Source organism: Mycobacterium gordonae (genome assembly GCF_002101675.1).
GTDB lineage: Bacteria > Actinomycetota > Actinomycetes > Mycobacteriales > Mycobacteriaceae > Mycobacterium > Mycobacterium gordonae.
Genome location: NZ_LQOY01000233.1, coordinates 1 through 19,845, shown reverse-complemented (window position 1 = coordinate 19,845; position 19,845 = coordinate 1). Strand labels below are relative to the sequence as shown.

Genomic DNA, 19,845 nt, shown 5'->3' with positions numbered 1-19,845 from the left:
CACCCCCGCCCAACGCTTAGCAGCCCTGCTCGATCAAGCCGCCTAACCGCGTTGCACTAACCACTTGACATTGAGCGTCGAGCGTGACTGTGACGTCACCCTCGGCGACGGTGGCCGACGGAAGCTAGGCCGCCAGGTCGTCGTCGGTGGGCGCGGCCACCGACCGCTTGCTACGCCGCCAACCGCGCACGGTCGCGATCGCCGTCTTGAGGCCGCGCCGGCGCCCGGTCGTCGGGTCGGTGCCGGCGAAATCCGGTCCCAACTCGGCGAACATCCGCTCGCTGCGCGTCTCGGGCGCATTGTCGGCGCCGTCGCGCAGGTACTTGTCCGGCAGCGACAGCTTGGCCAGCGTGCGCCACGTCTTGCCGTATTGCATCAGGAATGACCCCGTCGTGTAGGGCAAGTCGTACTTGTCGCAGACCTCCCGGACGCGCACCGAGATCTCGTGCAACCGGTTGCTGGGCAGATCCGGGTAGAGATGGTGCTCGATCTGATGGCAGAGATTGCCGCTCATGAACCGCAGCAGCCAGCCACCCTCGAAGTTGGCGCTGCCGAGCATCTGCCGCAGGTACCACTGGCCCTGCGTTTCACCGATCATGTCCGTCTTGGTGAACTTCTCTGCACCGTCCGGGAAGTGGCCGCAGAAGATAACGGCATTCGCCCAGACATTGCGGATCACGTTGGCCAGCGCGTTGGCCTTCAGCGTCGAGGCATACGTCGCGCCGGGCGACAGCGAGGTGAGCGCCGGAAACGCGACATAGTCCTTCACGACCTGGCGCCCGGCTTTGAGCAGGAACTCGTCGATGCGCTCGCGGGCCTCCGCGTGGTCCATCCGCTTCTTGGCGATCTTGCCGATCTCGACGTGCTGCAGGCCGACACCCCACTCGAAGAGCAGCAAAAGCAGGGTGTTCCACACCAGGTTGAAGATGTTGAACCGCTTCCACGGCTGGTCGCGGGTGACCCGCAGCAGTCCGTAGCCGACATCGTCGTCGATGCCCAGGATGTTGGTGTACTTGTGGTGCACGAAGTTGTGGGTGTAGCGCCAGTGCTTGGACGACCCGCTCATGTCCCACTCCCACGTGGAGGAGTGGATTTCGGGGTCGTTCATCCAGTCCCACTGGCCGTGCATGACGTTGTGGCCGATCTCCATGTTCTCGATGATCTTGGCCACGCCCAAGGTCGCGGTGCCGGCCCACCAGGCCGAGCGCCGTGAGCTGGCGGCCAGAATCACCCGGCCGGACAGTTCCAGCGCGCGCTGGGCGGCGATGGTGCGGTGGATATAGCGGGCGTCCCGTTCACCGCGCGAGTCTTCGATGTCGCGGCGGATCGCATCCAGTTCGATGCCGAGATTTTCGATATCGGCATCCGTCAGGTGCGCAAATACGTCGACGTCCGTGATAGCCATGGTCTCCTCATGGATTGTGAATAACCTACGTACCCGTAGGTTACCCGGGGGTAACTCTAGATGTCGACCGCACAGTCGCCCGATGCGGCCGACACGCACGTCTGTACGCGGGTGCCAGGATCGTGCTGCTCCCCCGTCCGCAGGTCACGGACATGACCCTCCACCAAGTCGACGACGCAGGACTGACAAATACCCATCCGGCAACCGAACGGCATCTGCACACCGGCCGCTTCGCCGGCGTCCATCACCGACGTCGCCGCATCCGCGGCCACCCTCTTACCGCTGCGGGCGAACGTCACCGTCCCGCCCGAACCGGCCGGCGCGGCTTTGGCCACCGCGAAGCGCTCCAGGTGCAACCGATCGCCGACGCCGGCGGCGGTCCACATCTTGGTGGCCCGGTCGAGCATGCCCGCCGGCCCGCACGCCCAGGTCTGACGTTCACGCCAGTCGGGCACCTGCTCGTCGAGCCGGGACAGGTCGAGTCGACCCTGCACCCGGGTCTCGCGGATCGACAGACGATAGCCGGGGTGGTCGTCGGCGAGTGCGGCCAGCTCGGCGGCGAACATGACATCGGCAGCCGTAGGCGCCGAATGCAGATGCGTGATGTCGCCGATCTGGTTGCGGCGCAACAGGGTTCGCAACATGGACATCACCGGGGTGATTCCCGACCCGGCGGTGAGGAACAGGATCGCCGGCGGGGCGGGGTCCGGCAGCACGAAATTGCCCTGGGGCGCGGCCAGCCGCACGATGGTCCCCGGTTCCACACCGGCAACCAAGTGGGTGGACAGGAAGCCCTCCGGCATCGCCTTGACCGTGATCGTGATCGTGCCCGCGCTGACCGGGCTCGACGTGAGCGAGTACGACCGCCAGCGCCAGCGTCCGTCAATGAACAACCCGATTCCGATGTACTGGCCGGGCTGGTAGTCGAAGCTGAATCCCCAGCCGGGTTTGATCACCAGCGTGGCGGAGTCCTCGGTCTCGCGACGCACCTCGACGATGCGACCGCGCAGTTCCCGTGCCGACCACAAGGGGTTGGCCAGGCGCAGATAGTCATCCGGGAGCAGCGGCGTGGTGATACGCGCGGCCAGTTTGCGTAGTGCGTGCCAGCCTGGATGGCGATCGGCGCCGGCGACGGTCGGGCGCCTGGTGTTGACGACGTTGGCGGACAGGACCGCGTTTTTGATGCCCATAACAAAAGCTACGGTACCGTAACTTACGGTCCCGTAGCTAGTTCAGAGCAGCTCGAGCAGGAACGGCAACTCCTGGGTGGCGTACCACGCCAGGTCGTGATCCTGGGCATCGCCGACGACCAGTTCGGCATCCTCGTCGCCCAGGTCCGCATCGTCGATGGCCTCGATGGCCGCCCGGACCGCCTGTTCGGCGGCGGCGTTGTCCACATACGCCGCGATCACCCGGTCCATGGGCACCGAGCCGGACAGCCTGACCACCGCGTCGTCGAGGTCGGGCCGGAAGGCGAGGTCGTCGACGTCGGCGGCCAGCACCGCCCGTCGCGGCGGCAGCTCACCACCGGCCTCCACCGCGAGCAACCGCAACGACGCCAGCGCCGCCTCCCGCAGTGCCACCTCCGCGAGTTCGTCGTCGTCGCCTTCGGCGTAGGACTCCCGCAACGTCGGGGTCACGGCGAAGGCGGTGCCACCGACCGGGCGCAGGGATCCATCGGAGACGAGTTGCTGCAGCATCGCCAGGGTGGCCGGGATGTAGACCTGGGTCATGCGCCGCGCATCAACCTGGCTGCGTAGTCGTCGACGTAGGTCGACAACTCGCGGGGCGGCCGCTTGTAGTCGCCGCTCACGATCGGCCTCTCCGGAATGTCGACCTTGGGCCTTTTCACTTCTTCGTATTCGATGGTGGACAGCAGATGATGCATCATGTTGAGCCGCGCGTGCTTCTTGATGTCCGATTCGACCACGTACCAAGGGCTGACCGGGGTATCGGTGTGCACCATCATCTCGTCTTTGGCGCGCGAGTATTCCTCCCACCGATAGATGGCTTCCATATCCATCGGACTGAGTTTCCATTGCCGCACAGGGTCGTTGCGTCGCGCCTTGAATCGCCGCAGCTGTTCGGTCTCCGAGACCGAGAACCAGTATTTGCGCAGCAGGATGCCGTCGTCGATCAGCATCTGCTCGAAAATCGGCGTCTGGCGCAAGAACAGCACGTACTCCTGCGGTGTGCAGAATCCCATGACCTTTTCCACACCGGCGCGGTTGTACCACGAGCGGTCGAAGAGGACGATTTCTCCCCTGGCCGGCAGATGGGCGATGTAGCGCTGGTAGTACCACTGACCGCGTTCCCGGTCGGTAGGCGCGGGCAGGGCCGCGATGGTGGCCAGCCGCGGGTTCAGGTATTCGGTAATCCGCTTGATGGCGCCGCCCTTGCCCGCCCCGTCGCGTCCCTCGAAGATGACCACGACGCGTGACTGAGAGTGCCGCACCCACTCTTGAAGCTTCACGAATTCTGTTTGGAGCCTGAATAGTTCGGCCTCATAGAGCTCACTGGAGATCTTCGGCTCGGCCGCCGATTTCTTCTTCTTCGGGGTGCTCACATCAATGGATGGTATCGGTACCCGCGCCGAACTACCGGGAAGCTTCCAGCAGCTCGTCCAGGGCCTGGCCCAGCAGCCCGGGCAGCAGGTCGACGTCGCTCATGGCGTCGCGGTCGGCGTTGATCCCGAAATACAGCATTCCGTTGTAGGACGTGACGCTGATGGCCAGCGCCTGATTGTGCAGCAACGGCGGAACCGCATACGTCTCCAGCAGTTTCGTGCCGGCGATGTACATCTGCGATTGAGCTCCCGGTGCATTGGTGATCAACAGGTTGAACAAGCGGGCGGAGAAGCTGGTCGCCACCCGGATGCCCATGGCGTGCAGGGTCGGCGGCGCGAAGCCGGACAACGTGACGATCGTCCTGGCGTCGACCCGGCTGGATGCTCCCGGATTCGACTCGGTGGCATGCGCGATCTGCGACAGCCGCACCACCGCGTTGCCCTCCCCCACCGGGAGGTCGACGAGAAAAGGAGTCACCTCGCTCATCGCCTGGCCCGGGCCGGTCGAGTCGAGTTGTTCGTCGGCGTACACCGACAGCGGCGCGAGCGCCCGCACGGTCGCCGTCGACGAGACGGCCTCGCCGCGCGACATCAGCCAGTTGCCCAGCGCCCCGGTCACCACGGCCAGCACCACGTCGTTGATGTCGCACTCGTAGCGGGCCCGTACCGCGCGATAGTCGTCGAGCTTGCCGCGGGCCACCGTGAAGCGGCGATTGCGTGACACGGTGGCGTTGAGCGGACTGCTCGGTGCGGTGCCCCGCGCCGCCGTGCGCGCGATGTCGAGCACCCGGCGACCGGCGTCGACCAACTGGCTGGAGCTGGTCACCAACCCCGCCAGGGAGGACCCGACTGCCCGCAACTGGGCACCCGGACCCCCGATCCAGTCACCGATGGCGCCGATCATCAACCTGGTGCTGCCGGGATCACGTTCGGGGACCCAGATGTCCTCGGGGAATGCCGGCGGGCGGCGCGTTCGGTCGGCGATCACATGGTTGAGCTCCAGCGCACCCATGCCGTTGATCAGCGCCTGATGCGACTTGGTGTACAGGGCGATGCGATTCTTGGCCAGCCCCTCGACGAGGTACATCTCCCACAGCGGCCGCGACTTGTCCAGGGGCCGCGCGGCCAGCCGGGCGATCAGCTCGTGCAGTTGCTCATCGCTGCCCGGGGACGGCAGCGCCGAGCGGCGCACGTGATAGGTGATGTCGAAGTCGCGGTCGTCGATCCACACCGGCCGGGCCATCCCGAACTTGACCTCGCGCACCTTCTGGCGATACCGCGGGATCTGCGGCAACCGCTGCTCGATGGTGGCCAGCAGCGTCTCGTAGCTCAGGCCGGAGCGCGGGCGCCGCAGGATCGACAGCGACCCGACGTACATCGGCGTCGCCGTGTTCTCCAGCCGGTAGAAGGACGCGTCCGCAGTGGACAAACGAGTCACCATCGCGGGTCGGTCCTCCTCGTCAACTCGTCCCCTTTTCGTTTCAGGGATCACGCTTCGCCCACGGTAACCGCATTTGCGGGTCTGCGAAGGTCGGGCTGGCGCTGACCACGGTTGTGGATGAACGCCGGTGGGTGAATTCCGCAGACCGGCGCTCGTCTGCCACTCTCCACGGGTGCCCGTTTCCGACACCGCCGTAACGCCGGTGATCGACTACGAACCACCGACCCGCGCACCCGGTCCCAACCCGCCGCGCTGCCTGCCCTCGCCGCCGACCGCACGCCCGCGGGTCCGTGCGGCGCCGAAGACGCCGCTGTCGCCGCGAATGCGTCAGGCGGCCGCCTTCGCAGATGCCGCGTTGCGCCGGGTGCTGGAGGTGATGGACCGGCGCCGCCCGGCCACACAATTGGGCGCGGTGCTGGCTCCGGGCCTGGTGGACTCCGTGCTCGCGGTCAGCCGGGCGTCAGCGGGAGCGCCGGGCGCCGCGGTGTTGCGAAGGATGCGGGTTCAGCCGGCCGTCGGTGATGACGCCGCCGAGGTGTCCGGCTCCTACAGCCGCGGCGAGCGAATCCACGCGATCGCCTGCCGGGTCGAACAGCTGCCTGCCGGCCGATGGTTGGTGGTCGCGCTGCACATCGGTTGAGGGCTACGAGGTTTCCGCCGGCACCCGCCCCCCGGTGTAGCGGGTCAGCACCGGGCCGGCGATGGCCATGATGAAAACATAGGACGTTGCCAGCGCGTCGACCGCGGGGATCGACGTGGCGACCAGCCCGATGATGATCAGGGAGAATTCGCCCCGGGCAACCAGTGCGGTTCCGGCTCGCACCTGACCGCGGCGGGCCACTCCGTCGCGGCGCGCGGCGAACATTCCGGTGAGCACCTTGGTCGCCGACGTGATGACCGCCAGAGCGATCGCGACCGGGAGCATGGGCAGCAGCTCTTTGGGGTCGACGGTCAGTCCGATAGCCAGAAAGAAGATCGCGCCGAAGAGATCGCGCAGCGGCCCAAGGACTTTGCGAGCCCGATCAGCCGTTTCACCGGTCAACGTGAGTCCGACAAGGAAGGCGCCCACAGCGGCCGACGCCCGCAGCGTTTCGGCCACGGCGGCGACGATCAGGGTGATGCCCAGGACTCGCAGCAGCATCTGCTCGGCATCAGGATGCGCCACCAGTCGCCCCATGTGATGGCCCCAACGATAGGAAGCCGCGAACGCCGCGAGCAGCGCGCCGATCGCCGCCAGCATGCCACCCAGCGCATCCACCCAACTGCCCCGCGCAGCCAGCACGGCGAGCAGGGGCAGGTAACCCGCCATCGCGAAGTCCTCGAGTACCAGGACGGCCAACACCGCCGGCGATTCGCGGTTGCCCAGCCGTCCCAGGTCTTCCAGCAGCCGCGCGATGATGCCCGACGACGAGACATAGGTGACGCCTGCCAGCGCCAACATGGCTACCCCGTTCAACCCCAAAAACCAGCCGGCCAGCGCGCCCGGCGTCGCATTGAGGACGATGTCCACGCCGGCCGACGGCAGATGGTGGCGCATGCTGGAGGCGAACTCCGTCGCGGAGAACTCCAAACCCAACGTCAGCAGCAACAACACCACGCCGATGGGGGCAGCGGTGAGGACGAAGTCGTCGGCAGCGGCCACCGGCAGTAATCCGCCCTTGCCGAGCGACAGCCCCGCCATCAGATACACCGGTATCGGGGACAGCCCCAACCGGCGCGCGACGGCGCCGAGCAGCGCCAGCATGGTCAGAAGTGCGCCGAGCTGAAACAGCAGGGCGCTCGAGATTTCCACCGGGTCAGCCCTTGTCGATGATCTGCTCGACCGCGGCGATCCCCTGCTGGGTGCCGATCACGATCAGCACGTCTCGTGCCCGCAGAATCTGCGCCGGACCGGGCGACGCCAGCACCTCGTCATCACGCACGATGGCCACGATCGAGGCGCCGCTGCGGGTCCGGGCGCGGGTGTCACCAAGGGGACGGTCGACGAACGGACTGCTCACCGTGACGTGGACCTGCCCTGCTTCCAGTCCGGGTACCTCGCGGGTCAGTTCGGCGAACCGCTCGGCGATCCTTGGCGCACCGAAGATCTGGGCTACTGCTTCGGCTTCGTCCTCGGCCAGGTGGAAAACCGGCCGGGCCTGGTCCGGGTCCTCCGCGCCGTACACCACGACGTCGAAGTCGCCGTTACGCCGAGCCACGATGCCGATCCGTTCACCATGATGGCTGGTGAATTCATACCGCAGACCGACACCTGGCAGCAGCACCTCCTTGACGTCCATGCTCTCCATCCTTGACTAATCGCTGCCTCGACGGAACCGGGATCAACATCGGCACCCGGCGTCGGTAGTCGCGATAACTCTCGCCCAGTTGCGCGGTCAGGTCGCGCTCCTCCAGTTGCAGGGCAATCAGGATGTAGGCAGTGGTGCCGATCGAGAACAGCAGGCGCCCCGCCGTCATCGTCGGCGCCGACCAGAACGCCACCAGAAATCCCAGCATGAGCGGGTGGCGGACCAGCCGGTACAGCAGGTGCGTGCGAAAACCCAACTCGCGGTAGGGCTTTGCGCGCCAGGCCAGATACACCTGGCGCAGGCCGAACAGCTCGAAATGGTTGATCATGAAGGTCGAGGACAACACTATGGCCCAGCCGAGCCAGAACACCGCCCACAGCGCCCAGCGCCCCGCGGGTTGCCCCACCTCCCAGATCTGACCCGGCAGCGTCCGCCACTGCCAGTAGAGCAGCAGCAGCACCGCGCTGGCCACCAGCACGTAGGTGCTGCGCTCAATCGTTTTGGGCACCAATCGAGTCCACCAGCGTTTGAAGGCCGGCCGGGCCATCACGCTGTGCTGGACGCCGAACAGGCCGAGCAGCACCAGGTCGATCACCAGTGCCTGCCCCGTGGGCGCGGCGATCCCGTCGTCGACGTTGCGCGGCACCAGGATTGCGCCGACGAAGCCGACGGCATAGAGAAAGGCCACCAGGAACATCAGGTAGCTCAGGACGCCGTAACCGATTGTCAGATAGCGTTTCATGGCCTGATTGTCGGGCGCGGGCACAGGGGTGGGCATGGGGCGGATGCCTCAAACACGGAGCACCGGCCCGTAGGGTGGTTCAGATGGCACTCTTGCTCGGCCCCGCCTTGCGGCACGTATCCGACACGACGGCGTTGGTGTGGGTCCAGACCGACGGTGCGGCAACGGTGGAGGTGCTGGGCGCATCCGCCCGGACGTTCGCCGTGCAGGGTTATCACTACGCTCTGGTGACGGTGACGGGGCTGGCCCCGGACAGCGTCACCGAATACGACGTGAAGTGCGACGGCGACGTCGTCTGGCCGCTGCCCGACTCGCCCTTCCCGCCCAGCGTCATCCGCACCCGGGGGCCGGCCTCCACCCATCGGCTACAGGCGATCTTTGGATCGTGCCGATACCCCAAAACCGACGACCCGAGCATCGAGTCCAAGCTCGAACTGGACGCGCTGGACGTCTACGCCGCCCGAATGGCGACGCGGCCGATCGACGACTGGCCCGAGGCGGTCATCATGCTGGGCGACCAGCTCTACGCCGACGAACTCACCCCGGAGGCGAGACAGCGGCTGGCCGGCCGGCGCAGCCGAACCAAGCGCGCCAAGCGCCCCCCGGACGAGGTGGTGAGTTTTGCCGAATATGAACGGCTGTATCGCCATTCGTGGAGCGACCCGGAGATCAGATGGCTGATGTCCACGGTGCCCACCGCGATGATCTTCGACGATCACGACATCAGGGACGACTGGAACACGTCGGCGTCCTGGCGGGCCGACATGAAACACCAGCCGTGGTGGCGCGACCGGATCCGGGCCGGCCTGGCCTCGTACTGGGTGTACCAGCACCTCGGCAACCTGAGCCCGGCCGAGTTGGCCGACGACGAGGACTACCGGCGACTGGTGACGACCGAGGGCGACTGCTGGCCATTTCTGGTGGAGCTGGCCGACCGCGCCGACGAAGAGGTGGACCACACCAAGGGAGTACGGTTCAGCTACCGCTGGGATTTCGGCCGCAGCCGGCTCATCATGATCGACTCCCGCAATGGGCGGATCCTGGATACCGGTCAGCGCATGATGATCGGCGAGCGCGAGTTCAGCTGGGTGGAAGCACAGGTCGCCGACGGCTTGGAGCAGTTGGACCACCTGATGCTGGCCTCGTCGGTTCCGTGGCTGATGCCGCCTGCCCTAGGAGACCTGGAGGCGGTCAACGAACGCAACGCCGACCGGGCCGGGCTGCGCGGCAGGCTGGCCGAAAAGACCCGCAGGGCAGTCGATTTCGAGCACTGGCCGGCGTTCTACAAATCCTTCGAGCGGCTCGCCGAGATGATTTACTCGGTGGCCAGTCATCCGCACGGACCCGCCACCGTCAACGTTTTGTCCGGCGACGTGCACCACAGCTATGCCGCACGCGTCGAGTGGGCCGGTGAGTCCGCCGGCGCGACGGTGCATCAGCTGGTGTGCTCGCCGGTGAACAACTACGTGCCGGCGTTCGTCAAGCCGGTGTTCACGTTGGCCTGGACGCGTCCCGCCGCGAAGCTGGCCCGATGGTGGGCGCGGCTGCATCGCGTCCCTGACCTGCCGTTGTCCTGGACGAACACCTGCGGGCCGCTGTTTGGAAATACCATCGCCACTCTGCTGATCGACGGCCGCGGTGCCGAGGTGCTGTTCGAACAGCCCCGCGGCACCGCGGCCCTGGACGAGGTGGGCCGGGTGCGGCTCAGCCGGCCGAGCTGACGGCGGACCGCCGGTCCAGCACCCACACCGTGGCCAGGGTGAGGGCTACGGCGAACGAACCCAGCGCGATGAGGCTGCCGGCGGTGCCGCCGCTGAACGTCTCCCGGTAGGCGGACATGGCCGGCAGCGTGTTCGTGAACCGGTCCAGGTTCAGGTCGCGCCCCAGCGCTTCGAATGCGTGGCGGTTGGACAGGCCGAAGCTCATCAATCGTCCCGGCAACGCCATCTTGTCGACGGGCACGATGGCGCCGCCGAACAGCACCTGCGGGAAGCACAGCATCGGCAGGGCGAGTGCGGCCTGAGCGGCGTTGTGCACCGATGCGGATGCGAGCAGACCCAACGCCAGCGCCGAGGTCGCCTCGACGAGCATCGTCACGAACAGCAGCCCGTAGACGTGCCACCCGACCGCGGGCAGCCGGCCGAGACCGCGCAGCACGACCAGCAGCACCGCACTCACCGCGGCCAGCACCGGCAGCAAGGCGGCGACCTTGGACGCCACGTAGGCGCCCACACTCAGCCCGGCGAGGCGCTCGCGCCGGAAAACGGCGATCTCCCCGACGATTTGGAGCAGGCCGTAGGTGAGTCCGAAGAAGAAGCCGTCGAAGGCGATCCAGAACACGATCTGGGCGGGGCCGACGTCGGCCGCGGCACCGGTGTCGAAGGCGCCGCGGCGAAACAGCGTCGCCATCATCGCGGTGACCAGTACCGGTGAGCCGAGCAGCACCGCCAGGGTCAGCCGGTTGCGGACCAGCACATCGACATTGCGCCGCGTCAGCAGCCACCACTGCCGGAAAACGTTCGGGCGCTTGATATGCAGGGCAATAGCTGGCGCCGGGGCCGGCCTGGTCGCGATGCGCCCGGTCATCGGCGGGTACTCGCCGGTCAGTCGCTGGTAGACATCCGCGAGATCCCTGACCCCGAAATGGCGCCGCGCATCCGCGGGGCTGCCGCTGAAAGCGAGATGGCCGTTGCGGGAAAGGAAGATCACCCGGTCACATCGCTGGATGCTCGCCGGCTCATGCGTGGTCAGCACCACGGTCACCCCGCGCTCGCTCAGGCCGCGCAGCAGCCTCATCACGTCGGCCGCCGTCGAGGGATCGAGCCCGGACGTGGGTTCGTCGAGGAAGAAAAGGCTTGGGCGGGTGAGCAGTTCGACGGCGATGCTGGCGCGCTTGCGCTGCCCGCCCGACAGCGACCGGACCGGCACCTCGGCCCGATCGGTCAGGTCGAGATCCGCCATGGTCTGCTCGACGATGCGATCCGCTTCGGCGGCTGTGGTACCCGCCGGCAGCCGCAGCCGGGCCGCGTAGCGCAGCGTCCGGCGCAGCGGCATCTCCAGGTGGATGATGTCGTCCTGCGGCACGTAGCCGATGCCGGTGTCACGCCCGGCCAGGTTGTGTGAGACGGCCCCGCCGGACGGTGGCTGCAGTCCCGCAAGGATTTTCAGCAGGGTGGTCTTCCCCGCTCCGCTGCCGCCGGCGATGGCAACCAGCTCGCCCGGTTCTATCGACAGCGAGAGCTTCTGCAGGATTTGTCGTGCGCCGACCCGCCGGCTCACGTCTATGGCATCAACACAAGTAGTCATGGTGGACGATCATCGGCCGGCACGGGCACCGTTACATGGGGCGCTTGCCTCAAATGAGGCCGCGGTCGATCGCGGCGAGACTGGCCTGCGTGCGGTTGTTGACGCCGAGTTTCGTGTAGATCCGCTCGACGTGATTACGGGCGGTCTTCTCGGCGATGAACAACTCGGAGGCGATCTCACGGTTGGACCGGCCCTGCGCGACGAGCCGAAGGACCTCGACCTCGCGGGCGGTGAGCCCCGACGACCACGAGGCGCGCCGTGTACTCCGATGCCCGGCCGCGGCCAGCACGGCTTCCACCGACTCCGCGTCGAGGCGACCGTCGCGCGCCTCCTGGCGCAGTTGCCCGGCCGCCGCGTCGGGATCGAGGGCGGCCCGCTGCGGGCGCGGCTCGAGTAGTTGGTGATAGGCCGCGACCGCGGCGAGCAGCCGGTCCTGGGCCGTCAATTCGCTCCCGGCAAGCCCCCGCGGAAAGCCGGACCCGTCGATACGCTCCTCGTGCTTGGTGGCGACGGACACCACCGACTCCAGACCCTGGATCCGGCTCAGTATGCGTCCGGTCAGGTAGGGGTACATGCGCAGCCGCTCCCACTCGGCCGTGCTGAGGGGGCCCTTCTTCTCCCAGATCTGGTTGGACACTCCGAGCCTGCCGAGCCCCTGGACCAGACCGGCCCGGTACAGCCGGGTGATATCGGCCGGCGGCATCCCGCAATGCCGCGCCGCCGCGGCCGCAAGATCGGCGACACCGCGCGAGTAGCCCGGCGAGCAGGGACACTTCAGATCGACGAAATCCGCCATCGCCCTCAGTAATTCGTTGATCTCCTCGGCACCGATGATGCGGTCGCGATCCGGCGCCTGCGCCAGAGCCGCTGTCCATACGTCGACTTCGAGCAGGCCCTCGACGATGGCGGCGCCGTTGCGGATGAAAACATCGGCCACCGCGGGGCTGAACTGCGTGCCACGCCGGGACCGGGCGACCTCGACCGCGTGGTCCAGGCCACCCGTCCGCAATTGCACCTCGATGATGTCGGCCAGGTGGACGATATGGATCTCAAGCGGAATACCTTCTCCTGCAACACCATTGGGCATCCCCCGGCCGTCCCAGCGTTCGAAGATGTAACCGAGCGCCGTCCCGACCTCACTGTCGAGTCCGATCCGGTCGGACAGCAGCCCGGCAGACGTACAGTGCGAACTGATGAGGTTGGCCACCTGGTTGCGGGCGGTGAGCAGGAAGGCCGCCGAGCGCAGACCACGTTCCCAGGCCGGCAGTCCGCGTCCCACATGACTGACCATCAGACGCAGGAAAGGCAGCCCGGCCATATCCACGCCGTAGGTGTCGGCGCGGAAGGCGATGTCGTCACCGAACAATGTCGACAGCTCGTGGGAATCGGCGTGACAGCCGATCCAGCCCAGCAGGTTGGCGTAGTACACGGTCGCGCGCTGCCCCGCGTCCAGGCCCATACGCTCGGCGACGCGGGAGGCGATCAGGGTGGACCGCAGCATGTGTTCCATCGGCTGGCCCAGTCCGAGATCGATCGCCAGGGATATGGCCGCCAGCAACTCGGCTTTGCGTAGGCCCGATGGCGAGCCGTGCAGCGTCCGGGTGGGGTGCACGCCATCATTCTGCACTTTTTGGGGCAGTTGCCCCATGCGATTGGCCGTCGCGCCGCCCTAGCCTTTGGCAATGGTCACGATGATCGAGCACAACCCCTGGGCCAGCGTCCTGACCGACGGTCACGCGTCCCTGGTCAAGGCGCGTCGGGTGTTTCGCTACCTGCCCTCGGCCCCACGCTGCAAGCTGTGCAACAACCCGTTCGGCGGCCCCGCCGGCCGGTTGCTCGCCGTCGCCGGGTTCAGCCCGTCACGCAAGAACCCGAACCTGTGCAGCCGTTGTTGCGATGCGCTGCCGGCAGGGGGCGCCGAGGTGGACGTCGCGGTGCTGTTCGCCGACGTCCGGGGCTCGACTGCGCTCGGCCGGCGCGGTGCGGCGACGGACTTCGCGGCGTTGCTCAACCGGTTCTACGGCGCCGCGACGCACACGCTGCTGCGTCATGACGCGGTGATCGACAAACTCATCGGCGACGAGGTGATGGCGTTCTTCGTCCGCGGCATCAGCGGGTCGCGATACCGCGAGCAGGCCGTGGCGGCCGGGCGCGACCTGCTCAGAGCCGTCGGATACGGCAGCGCCGAGGGACCGTGGCTGGAGTTGGGAGTGGCGGTCAACGCCGGGGTCGCGTACGTCGGCAACGTCGGCGGCGCGGTGGTCGACTTCACGGCCCTGGGCGATCCGGTCAACGTCGCGGCACGGATGCAACAACACGCCGCCGGCGGGGAGCTGCTCGTCGCGGCCGGAGTGGCCGACGAGTGCGTGGTCGAAGGGCGGCACCGCCGGCTGAACCTGCGGGGTTGCCCCCAGCCCGTCGATGCCTTCGTGCTCGGCGTTTAGCGCTTCTTCACCGATTTCGGCGGCTTGGTGCCGCGGCCCTGCTGCCGTGCCGCGGCCCGCCGTTCCCGGCGGCTGCCGCCCGCGGCCGCGCCGGCCGAGGTCTTGGCCGCGCCGCCACCGTTGCGCTGGACCTGCGCCGAGCCGTCCTCCGACGGACCCGAATAGGTTAGTGCGGGGGTATCGCTGTCGCTGCTGTCGTCGATTCCCTTCGCGCGCAACGTACTTACCGGCTCTTTAGCGCGCTCGCGCTCGTCTTCACCGGTGGATCCGCCTGCGGCGGCAGCGAACTCGGCCAGGCCTTCGGGCTGCTCGACCGGTGCGACGTCGACCTGGGGCGCTGGGACCGCCTCCACGCTGACGTTGAACAGGAAGCCGACCGACTCCTCCTTCATGCCGTCGAGCATGGCCATGAACATGTCGTAGCCTTCCCGCTGGTACTCCACCAACGGGTCGCGCTGCGCCATCGCCCGCAGCCCGATGCCCTCCTTGAGGTAGTCCATCTCATAGAGGTGTTCACGCCACTTGCGGTCGATGACGTTGAGCAGCACGTTGCGTTCCAGCTGCCGCATCGCGCCCTCGCCGGCGATCTCCTCCAGCTCGGCTTCCCTTGCGGCATAAGCCTTGTCGGCGTCCTCGAGGAGCGCGTCGAGCAATTCCTCGCGGGTCAGGTCGTCGCGGTCGGAGTCCTCGTCCGGGTGGGTGAGCGACTCGTGGCTGATGCCTACCGGGTAGAGCGTCTTGAGCGCCGTCCACAACGCGTCCAGGTCCCAGTCCTCGGCGTAGCCTTCGACGGTCGCCCCGTTGACGTAGGCGGTGATCACATCCGTGAGCATCTCCTTGGCCTGTTCCTTGAGGTTCTCCCCCTCCAGGATGCGGCGGCGCTCGGCGTAGATGACCTTGCGCTGCTGGTTCATCACCTCGTCGTACTTCAGGACGTTCTTGCGCATCTCGAAGTTCTGCTGCTCGACCTGCGTCTGGGCGCTCTTGATGGCGCGGGTCACCATCTTGGCTTCGATCGGCACGTCGTCGGGCAGATTCAGCCGGGTCAGCAAGCTCTCCAGCGCAGCCCCGTTGAACCGCCGCATCAACTCGTCGCCGAGCGACAGGTAGAACCGCGACTCACCCGGGTCGCCCTGGCGGCCGGAGCGGCCGCGCAGCTGGTTGTCGATCCGGCGCGACTCGTGGCGTTCGGTGCCCAGCACGTACAGGCCGCCGGCCTCGATTACTTCGGCGGCTTCCGCGGTTGCCTCTTCCTTGACCTTGGGCAGCTCCTGGTGCCAGGCCTCTTCGTATTCCTCGGGCGTCTCCACCGGATCGAGGCCACGCTCGCGGAGCCGCTTGTCGGTGAGGAAGTCGACGTTGCCGCCCAGCACGATGTCGGTTCCGCGTCCGGCCATGTTGGTGGCCACGGTGATGCCGCCACGCCGGCCGGCCTCGGCGATGATGCCTGCTTCCTGCTCGTGGTACTTGGCGTTGAGGACGTTATGCGGAATGTGCCGCTTGGTGAACTGGCGCGACAGGTACTCCGAGCGCTCCACGCTGGTGGTGCCGATCAGGACGGGCTGGCCCTTCTCGTAGCGCTCGGAGACGTCGTCGACGACCGCGATGTACTTGGCCTCTTCGGTCTTGTAGATGAGGTCGGACTGGTCGGTGCGGACCATCGGCTTGTTGGTCGGAATCGGCACCACGCCGAGCTTGTAGATCTCGTGCAGCTCGGCCGCCTCGGTCTGGGCGGTGCCGGTCATGCCGGCCAGCTTGTCGTAGAGCCGGAAGTAGTTCTGCAGGGTGATGGTCGCCAGCGTCTGGTTCTCGGCCTTGATCTCGACGTGCTCCTTGGCCTCGATGGCCTGGTGCATGCCCTCGTTGTAGCGGCGACCGATCAGCACGCGGCCGGTGAACTCGTCGACGATGAGCACCTCGCCGTTGCGGACGATGTAATCCTTGTCGCGGTTGAACAGCTCCTTGGCCTTCAGCGCGTTGTTGAGATAGCTGACCAGCGGCGAGTTGGCGGCCTCGTAGAGGTTGTCGATGCCGAGCTGGTCCTCGACGAACTCCACGCCCTTCTCGTGCACGCCGACGGTCCGCTTGCGCAGGTCCACCTCGTAGTGGGTGTCCTTCTGCATCAGCGGCGCCAGCCGGGCGAACTCGGTGTACCAGTTGGACGCGCCGTCGGCCGGGCCGGAGATGATCAGTGGGGTGCGGGCCTCGTCGATCAGGATGGAGTCGACCTCGTCGACGATCGCGAAGTTGTGCCCGCGCTGCACCAGGTCGTCCAGCGAGTGGGCCATGTTGTCGCGCAGGTAGTCGAAGCCGAACTCGTTGTTGGTGCCGTAGGTGATGTCGGCGTTGTAGGCGACGCGGCGTTCCTCGGGCGTCATCTGGGCCAAGATGACCCCGACGTCCAGGCCGAGGAACCGGTGTACGCGGCCCATCCACTCGCTGTCGCGTTTGGCCAGGTAGTCGTTGACGGTGACGACGTGCACGCCCTTGCCGGCCAGTGCGTTGAGGTAGGCCGGCAACACACAGGTCAGGGTCTTGCCCTCACCGGTCTTCATCTCGGCGACGTTGCCCAGGTGCAGGGCGGCCGCACCCATCACCTGCACGTCGAACGGACGCTGGTCGAGCACCCGCCAGGCGGCTTCGCGGGCCACCGCGAACGCCTCCGGGAGCAGGTCTTCGAGATCCTCACCCTCGTCGAGGCGCTTCTTGAACTCGTCGGTCTTGGCCCGCAGCTCCGCGTCGGTGAGTTTTTCGACGTCGTCGGACAACGTGTTCACATAGTCGGCCACCTTCTTGAGGCGTTTGACCATGCGACCTTCACCAAGGCGCAGCAATCTCGACAGCACAGCTTTGTCCCCTGTTGGGTAGGAGTCTTAAGGCGACCCCCATCCTAGGTGACGGCGAGTCAAGCCAGTCTGATCAAGCCGTAGTCGTAGGCATGACGACGGTAGACCACCGACGGCCGTTCGGTCTCCTTGTCGAAGAACAGGAAGAAGTCGTGCCCCACCAGCTCCATCTCGTAGAGCGCGTCGTCGACCGACATCGGCTTGGCCGGATGTTCCTTGGTGCGCACGACCTTGCCCGGCTCGTGGTCTTTGTGATCCGCGCCGATGTGGTCATGCGCATCGGCCGGTTCGGCGTCGAAGGCCTTCTCCGGTGGCGGCAGCACGGCGGTGGCCTCGGCCAGTGACACCGGCGTCTTGTCGCCGTAGTGCACCTTGCGCCGATCCTTGCCGCGCCGCAGCCGGTTCTCCAGCTTGGCGACGGCGGATTCCAGCGCGGCGTAGAAGCTGTCCGCGCAGGCCTCACCGCGCACGACGGGGCCGCGCCCCCGGGCGGTGATCTCTATGCGCTGACAGGCCTTGCGCTGGCGACGGTTGCGTTCATGATCGAGCTCGACGTCGAAAAGGTAAATGGTCTTGTCTAATCGCTCGCACCGGGCGAGCTTCTGCGAAACGTAGATGCGGAAATGATCGGGTATCTCGACGTTGCGTCCCTTGAACACGATCTCGGCGTGGGCCGTCGGTTCGGCCTGATCTTCGGTTCCGGCGGGAGCTAGGACCTGCTCGGAATCCGCTGTAAGCCTTGGCATTCGTGACAACTCGTTTCTCTTTTCACGTCACACGCGACCTGCGTGCCCGGCACTGATTCAGATACGCGCCGACGGGGTTAGAGCGGTATGGAGGAGCCACCGCCGCAGGCTGCCCGCCGGAGCAAGAGATCGTATTCTCACCTCCTACCGCGGGTGCTGCTGGTGTTGTCGACGTTAGCCCTTGTTCGCCTTACCGTGCCACCCCATTCGCAGACCCGTTGCGAGTTCTTCACGCGGCGGCGACCGCAAGAACCGCGGCTACCTGCACGCCGGCGGCTTGCAGCCCCCGAACCGATTCGCGTGCGGTGGCGCCCGTGGTGACCACGTCGTCGACGAGCAACACCTCGGTGCCCGGGCGGGCGCCGCACAGCCGCACCCGGCCGGCGATGTTGCGTTCACGCGCCGAGGTGTCCAAACCCACCGAGTCGCGGGCCAGGGCACGCATGCGTAACGCGGCGGTGACGGTGATGTCCGGGTGATGCGCGACGGCCGCCTTGGCGATCCGGGTGACGGGGTCGCCGCCGCGCCGGCGCGCTGCAGAGCGCCGCGTGGGAGCGGGCACGAGCGTCAGCGGGGTGTCCACCATGCCCCAGCACAAGAGCCGATGAATACCGACGGCCAGGGCGTGGGCCAGGGGTGCGACGAGGTCGGTGCGGCCACGCTCCTTGAGCGCCAGGATGGCCTGGCGACGGACGCCGGTGTAGCGACCGAGGGCGAAGACCGGGACTTGCGGATCCATGCGGGGACTCACCACCAGCGGTTCTCCGGGTTCGACACCGAGCGCGTCGGCGCACTGCGGGCACCATCGGGTTGCGGGGGCTCCGCAGCCGCCGCACAGCAGCGGCGCGACCAGGTCAAGCATGTCGAGCATGACCTTCAGTGTCACCGTCGGGGGTGACAAGTCCGGATGGAGACCGACTTGTGACCAAACACTGACCGACTTGCGTTCGCGCGCTTCCATTTTCGCGAAGGTAGCGGCCCTACCATTCCAGCAGCGACGTCTTATTACCCATCCGACTAATTACCCGAATGTGGAGAGAAAGCCATGCGGGCGGCAATCCGGTCTCTGCTGGTGTTCATCGGCATCACTTCGACAGTGGTCGCCGGGCACGCCGGCGTAACGCTGATGGCGGCGAGCAAGCCGAGCGGCTACTCCGACATCGTCGCGATCCTGCCGGTGCGCGGTTCCGTCGTGGGTGTCGCCCACCCGGTCGTCGTGACGTTCGGTGCTCCGGTCGCGAATCGGGAGGCCGTCGAGCGTGCGATCGAGGTGACGTCGGAGCCCGCGATGAGCGGCAGGTTCGAGTGGCTGGACAGCAACGTCGTGCAATGGGTTCCGGACCGGTTCTGGCCGGCCCACACCACCGTGGCGCTTTCGGTGGGCGGTCTGCGCACCGAGTTCAAGACGGGTCCGGCCGTTGTCGGCACTGCGGACATCACCAACCACACCTTCACCGTCAGCATCGACGGCGTGGAAGCCGATACGCCTCCGCCGGCCCTGCCGGCGCCGCATCACCGATCGCACTTCGGCGAAGCCGGCGTGCTGCCGGCGTCGATGGGCAGGCCGGAGTACGAAACTCCGGTCGGCACGTACAGCGTGCTTGGTAAAGACCGTTCGGTGATGATGGATTCGAGCAGCGTGGGCATCCCCGTCGACAACCCCGACGGCTACCGGCTTCAGGTCGACTACGCCGTCCGCATTACCAACCGGGGCCTGTACGTCCATTCGGCGCCCTGGGCGGTCAACGCGATGGGCGTCGAGAACGTCAGCCACGGGTGCATCAGCCTGAGCCCCACCGACGCCGAGTGGTACTTCAACACAGTCCATGTCGGTGACCCGGTCATCGTCAAGGAAGGCGTCCCCGCCGTGGACAGCGGCAAGGAAGCCGACGCGAAACCGATGCAGCCGTCGACGCTCAACCCCGACCGGCCGCCCAGCTAAAAGGGTGGGGGTTCGTTGTCGGGTGGGCCGGTGGCGGCGATGCGGGTTTGGCGGTTGTGGCGGCGTTCGGCGGCCACGCGGTGGGCGCGGTCTTGGGCGCGGGTGCGGCGGCGGGTGGG

Annotated in this window: 17 protein-coding genes; 4 read left to right on the top strand and 13 right to left on the bottom strand. The window is 67.0% G+C overall.

Features of this window, described 5'->3' with window-relative positions:
• Positions 1-124: 124 nt before the first annotated feature.
• The 5 genes from AWC08_RS29765 to AWC08_RS37515 are packed head-to-tail and all read right to left on the bottom strand — an operon-like array spanning position 125 to position 5,412.
• Positions 125-1,405, bottom strand: coding sequence for a fatty acid desaturase family protein (locus AWC08_RS29765; RefSeq protein WP_069434710.1), 1,281 nt, complete (start codon positions 1,403-1,405; stop codon positions 125-127).
• A gap of 56 nt (positions 1,406-1,461) precedes the next feature.
• On the bottom strand, positions 1,462-2,595 hold the full coding sequence (locus AWC08_RS29760; RefSeq protein ID WP_069434709.1) for a ferredoxin reductase: 1,134 nt from the start codon (positions 2,593-2,595) through the stop codon (positions 1,462-1,464).
• A gap of 42 nt (positions 2,596-2,637) precedes the next feature.
• The gene (locus AWC08_RS29755; protein WP_069434708.1) at positions 2,638-3,138 is read right to left on the bottom strand and encodes a DUF6912 family protein; all 501 of its coding nucleotides are present in this window, start codon (positions 3,136-3,138) and stop codon (positions 2,638-2,640) included.
• Positions 3,135-3,971 carry a polyphosphate kinase 2 gene (gene ppk2 / locus AWC08_RS29750; RefSeq protein WP_372511502.1) on the bottom strand — a complete coding sequence of 279 codons (837 nt, stop codon included), beginning with the start codon at positions 3,969-3,971 and terminating at the stop codon, positions 3,135-3,137. The genes AWC08_RS29755 and ppk2 overlap by 4 nt, the downstream gene beginning before the upstream one ends.
• Positions 3,972-4,002: 31 nt before the next feature.
• Positions 4,003-5,412: a WS/DGAT/MGAT family O-acyltransferase gene (locus tag AWC08_RS37515; RefSeq protein WP_069434706.1), complete on the bottom strand. Its 1,410-nt coding sequence runs from the start codon at positions 5,410-5,412 to the stop codon at positions 4,003-4,005.
• Positions 5,413-5,584: 172 nt separating this feature from the next.
• Between AWC08_RS37515 and AWC08_RS29740 the strand changes: the two genes are divergently transcribed.
• On the top strand, positions 5,585-6,052 hold the full coding sequence (locus AWC08_RS29740) for an Rv3235 family protein (protein ID WP_069434705.1): 468 nt from the start codon (positions 5,585-5,587) through the stop codon (positions 6,050-6,052).
• A 3-nt stretch (positions 6,053-6,055) separates the two neighbouring features.
• Here AWC08_RS29740 and AWC08_RS29735 read toward each other — a convergent pair whose 3' ends face one another.
• The 3 genes from AWC08_RS29735 to mddA are packed head-to-tail and all read right to left on the bottom strand — an operon-like array spanning position 6,056 to position 8,442.
• A complete protein-coding gene (locus AWC08_RS29735) occupies positions 6,056-7,204 on the bottom strand; it encodes a cation:proton antiporter (protein ID WP_065133628.1) in 1,149 nt (382 codons plus the stop codon).
• Positions 7,205-7,208: 4 nt separating this feature from the next.
• Positions 7,209-7,691: a cation:proton antiporter regulatory subunit gene (locus tag AWC08_RS29730; RefSeq protein WP_065133629.1), complete on the bottom strand. Its 483-nt coding sequence runs from the start codon at positions 7,689-7,691 to the stop codon at positions 7,209-7,211.
• Entirely contained in the window at positions 7,645-8,442 is a 798-nt protein-coding gene (mddA, locus tag AWC08_RS29725; RefSeq protein ID WP_142283895.1) for a methanethiol S-methyltransferase, read from the bottom strand. The genes AWC08_RS29730 and mddA overlap by 47 nt, the downstream gene beginning before the upstream one ends.
• A gap of 83 nt (positions 8,443-8,525) precedes the next feature.
• Between mddA and AWC08_RS29720 the strand changes: the two genes are divergently transcribed.
• Positions 8,526-10,163, top strand: a complete 1,638-nt coding sequence (locus AWC08_RS29720) for an alkaline phosphatase D family protein (RefSeq protein WP_069434704.1) — start codon at positions 8,526-8,528, stop codon at positions 10,161-10,163.
• Here the strand turns inward: AWC08_RS29720 and AWC08_RS29715 are convergent.
• A complete protein-coding gene (locus AWC08_RS29715; protein ID WP_069434703.1) occupies positions 10,147-11,748 on the bottom strand; it encodes an ABC transporter ATP-binding protein/permease in 1,602 nt (533 codons plus the stop codon). The genes AWC08_RS29720 and AWC08_RS29715 overlap by 17 nt on opposite strands.
• A gap of 49 nt (positions 11,749-11,797) precedes the next feature.
• On the bottom strand, positions 11,798-13,360 hold the full coding sequence (locus AWC08_RS29710) for an HD domain-containing phosphohydrolase (RefSeq protein WP_069434711.1): 1,563 nt from the start codon (positions 13,358-13,360) through the stop codon (positions 11,798-11,800).
• 70 nt (positions 13,361-13,430) lie between these two features.
• Between AWC08_RS29710 and AWC08_RS29705 the strand changes: the two genes are divergently transcribed.
• A complete protein-coding gene (locus AWC08_RS29705; protein WP_065133632.1) occupies positions 13,431-14,192 on the top strand; it encodes an adenylate/guanylate cyclase domain-containing protein in 762 nt (253 codons plus the stop codon).
• Here the strand turns inward: AWC08_RS29705 and secA are convergent.
• The 3 genes from secA to AWC08_RS29690 form a co-directional block, all read right to left on the bottom strand.
• The gene (secA, locus tag AWC08_RS29700) at positions 14,189-17,038 is read right to left on the bottom strand and encodes a preprotein translocase subunit SecA (protein WP_069434702.1); all 2,850 of its coding nucleotides are present in this window, start codon (positions 17,036-17,038) and stop codon (positions 14,189-14,191) included. The two genes, AWC08_RS29705 and secA, sit on opposite strands and share 4 nt — an antisense overlap.
• Before the next feature lie 59 nt (positions 17,039-17,097).
• Positions 17,098-17,784 (bottom strand): ribosome hibernation-promoting factor, HPF/YfiA family, encoded by a 687-nt coding sequence (hpf, locus tag AWC08_RS29695; RefSeq protein WP_065133634.1) that lies wholly within the window; start codon positions 17,782-17,784, stop codon positions 17,098-17,100.
• A gap of 229 nt (positions 17,785-18,013) precedes the next feature.
• Positions 18,014-18,646, bottom strand: coding sequence for a ComF family protein (locus tag AWC08_RS29690; RefSeq protein WP_065133640.1), 633 nt, complete (start codon positions 18,644-18,646; stop codon positions 18,014-18,016).
• 183 nt (positions 18,647-18,829) lie between these two features.
• On the opposite strand from AWC08_RS29690, the gene AWC08_RS29685 reads away from it, so the two are divergent.
• Positions 18,830-19,726 carry a L,D-transpeptidase gene (locus AWC08_RS29685; protein WP_082986289.1) on the top strand — a complete coding sequence of 299 codons (897 nt, stop codon included), beginning with the start codon at positions 18,830-18,832 and terminating at the stop codon, positions 19,724-19,726.
• Positions 19,727-19,845: the final 119 nt, after the last annotated feature.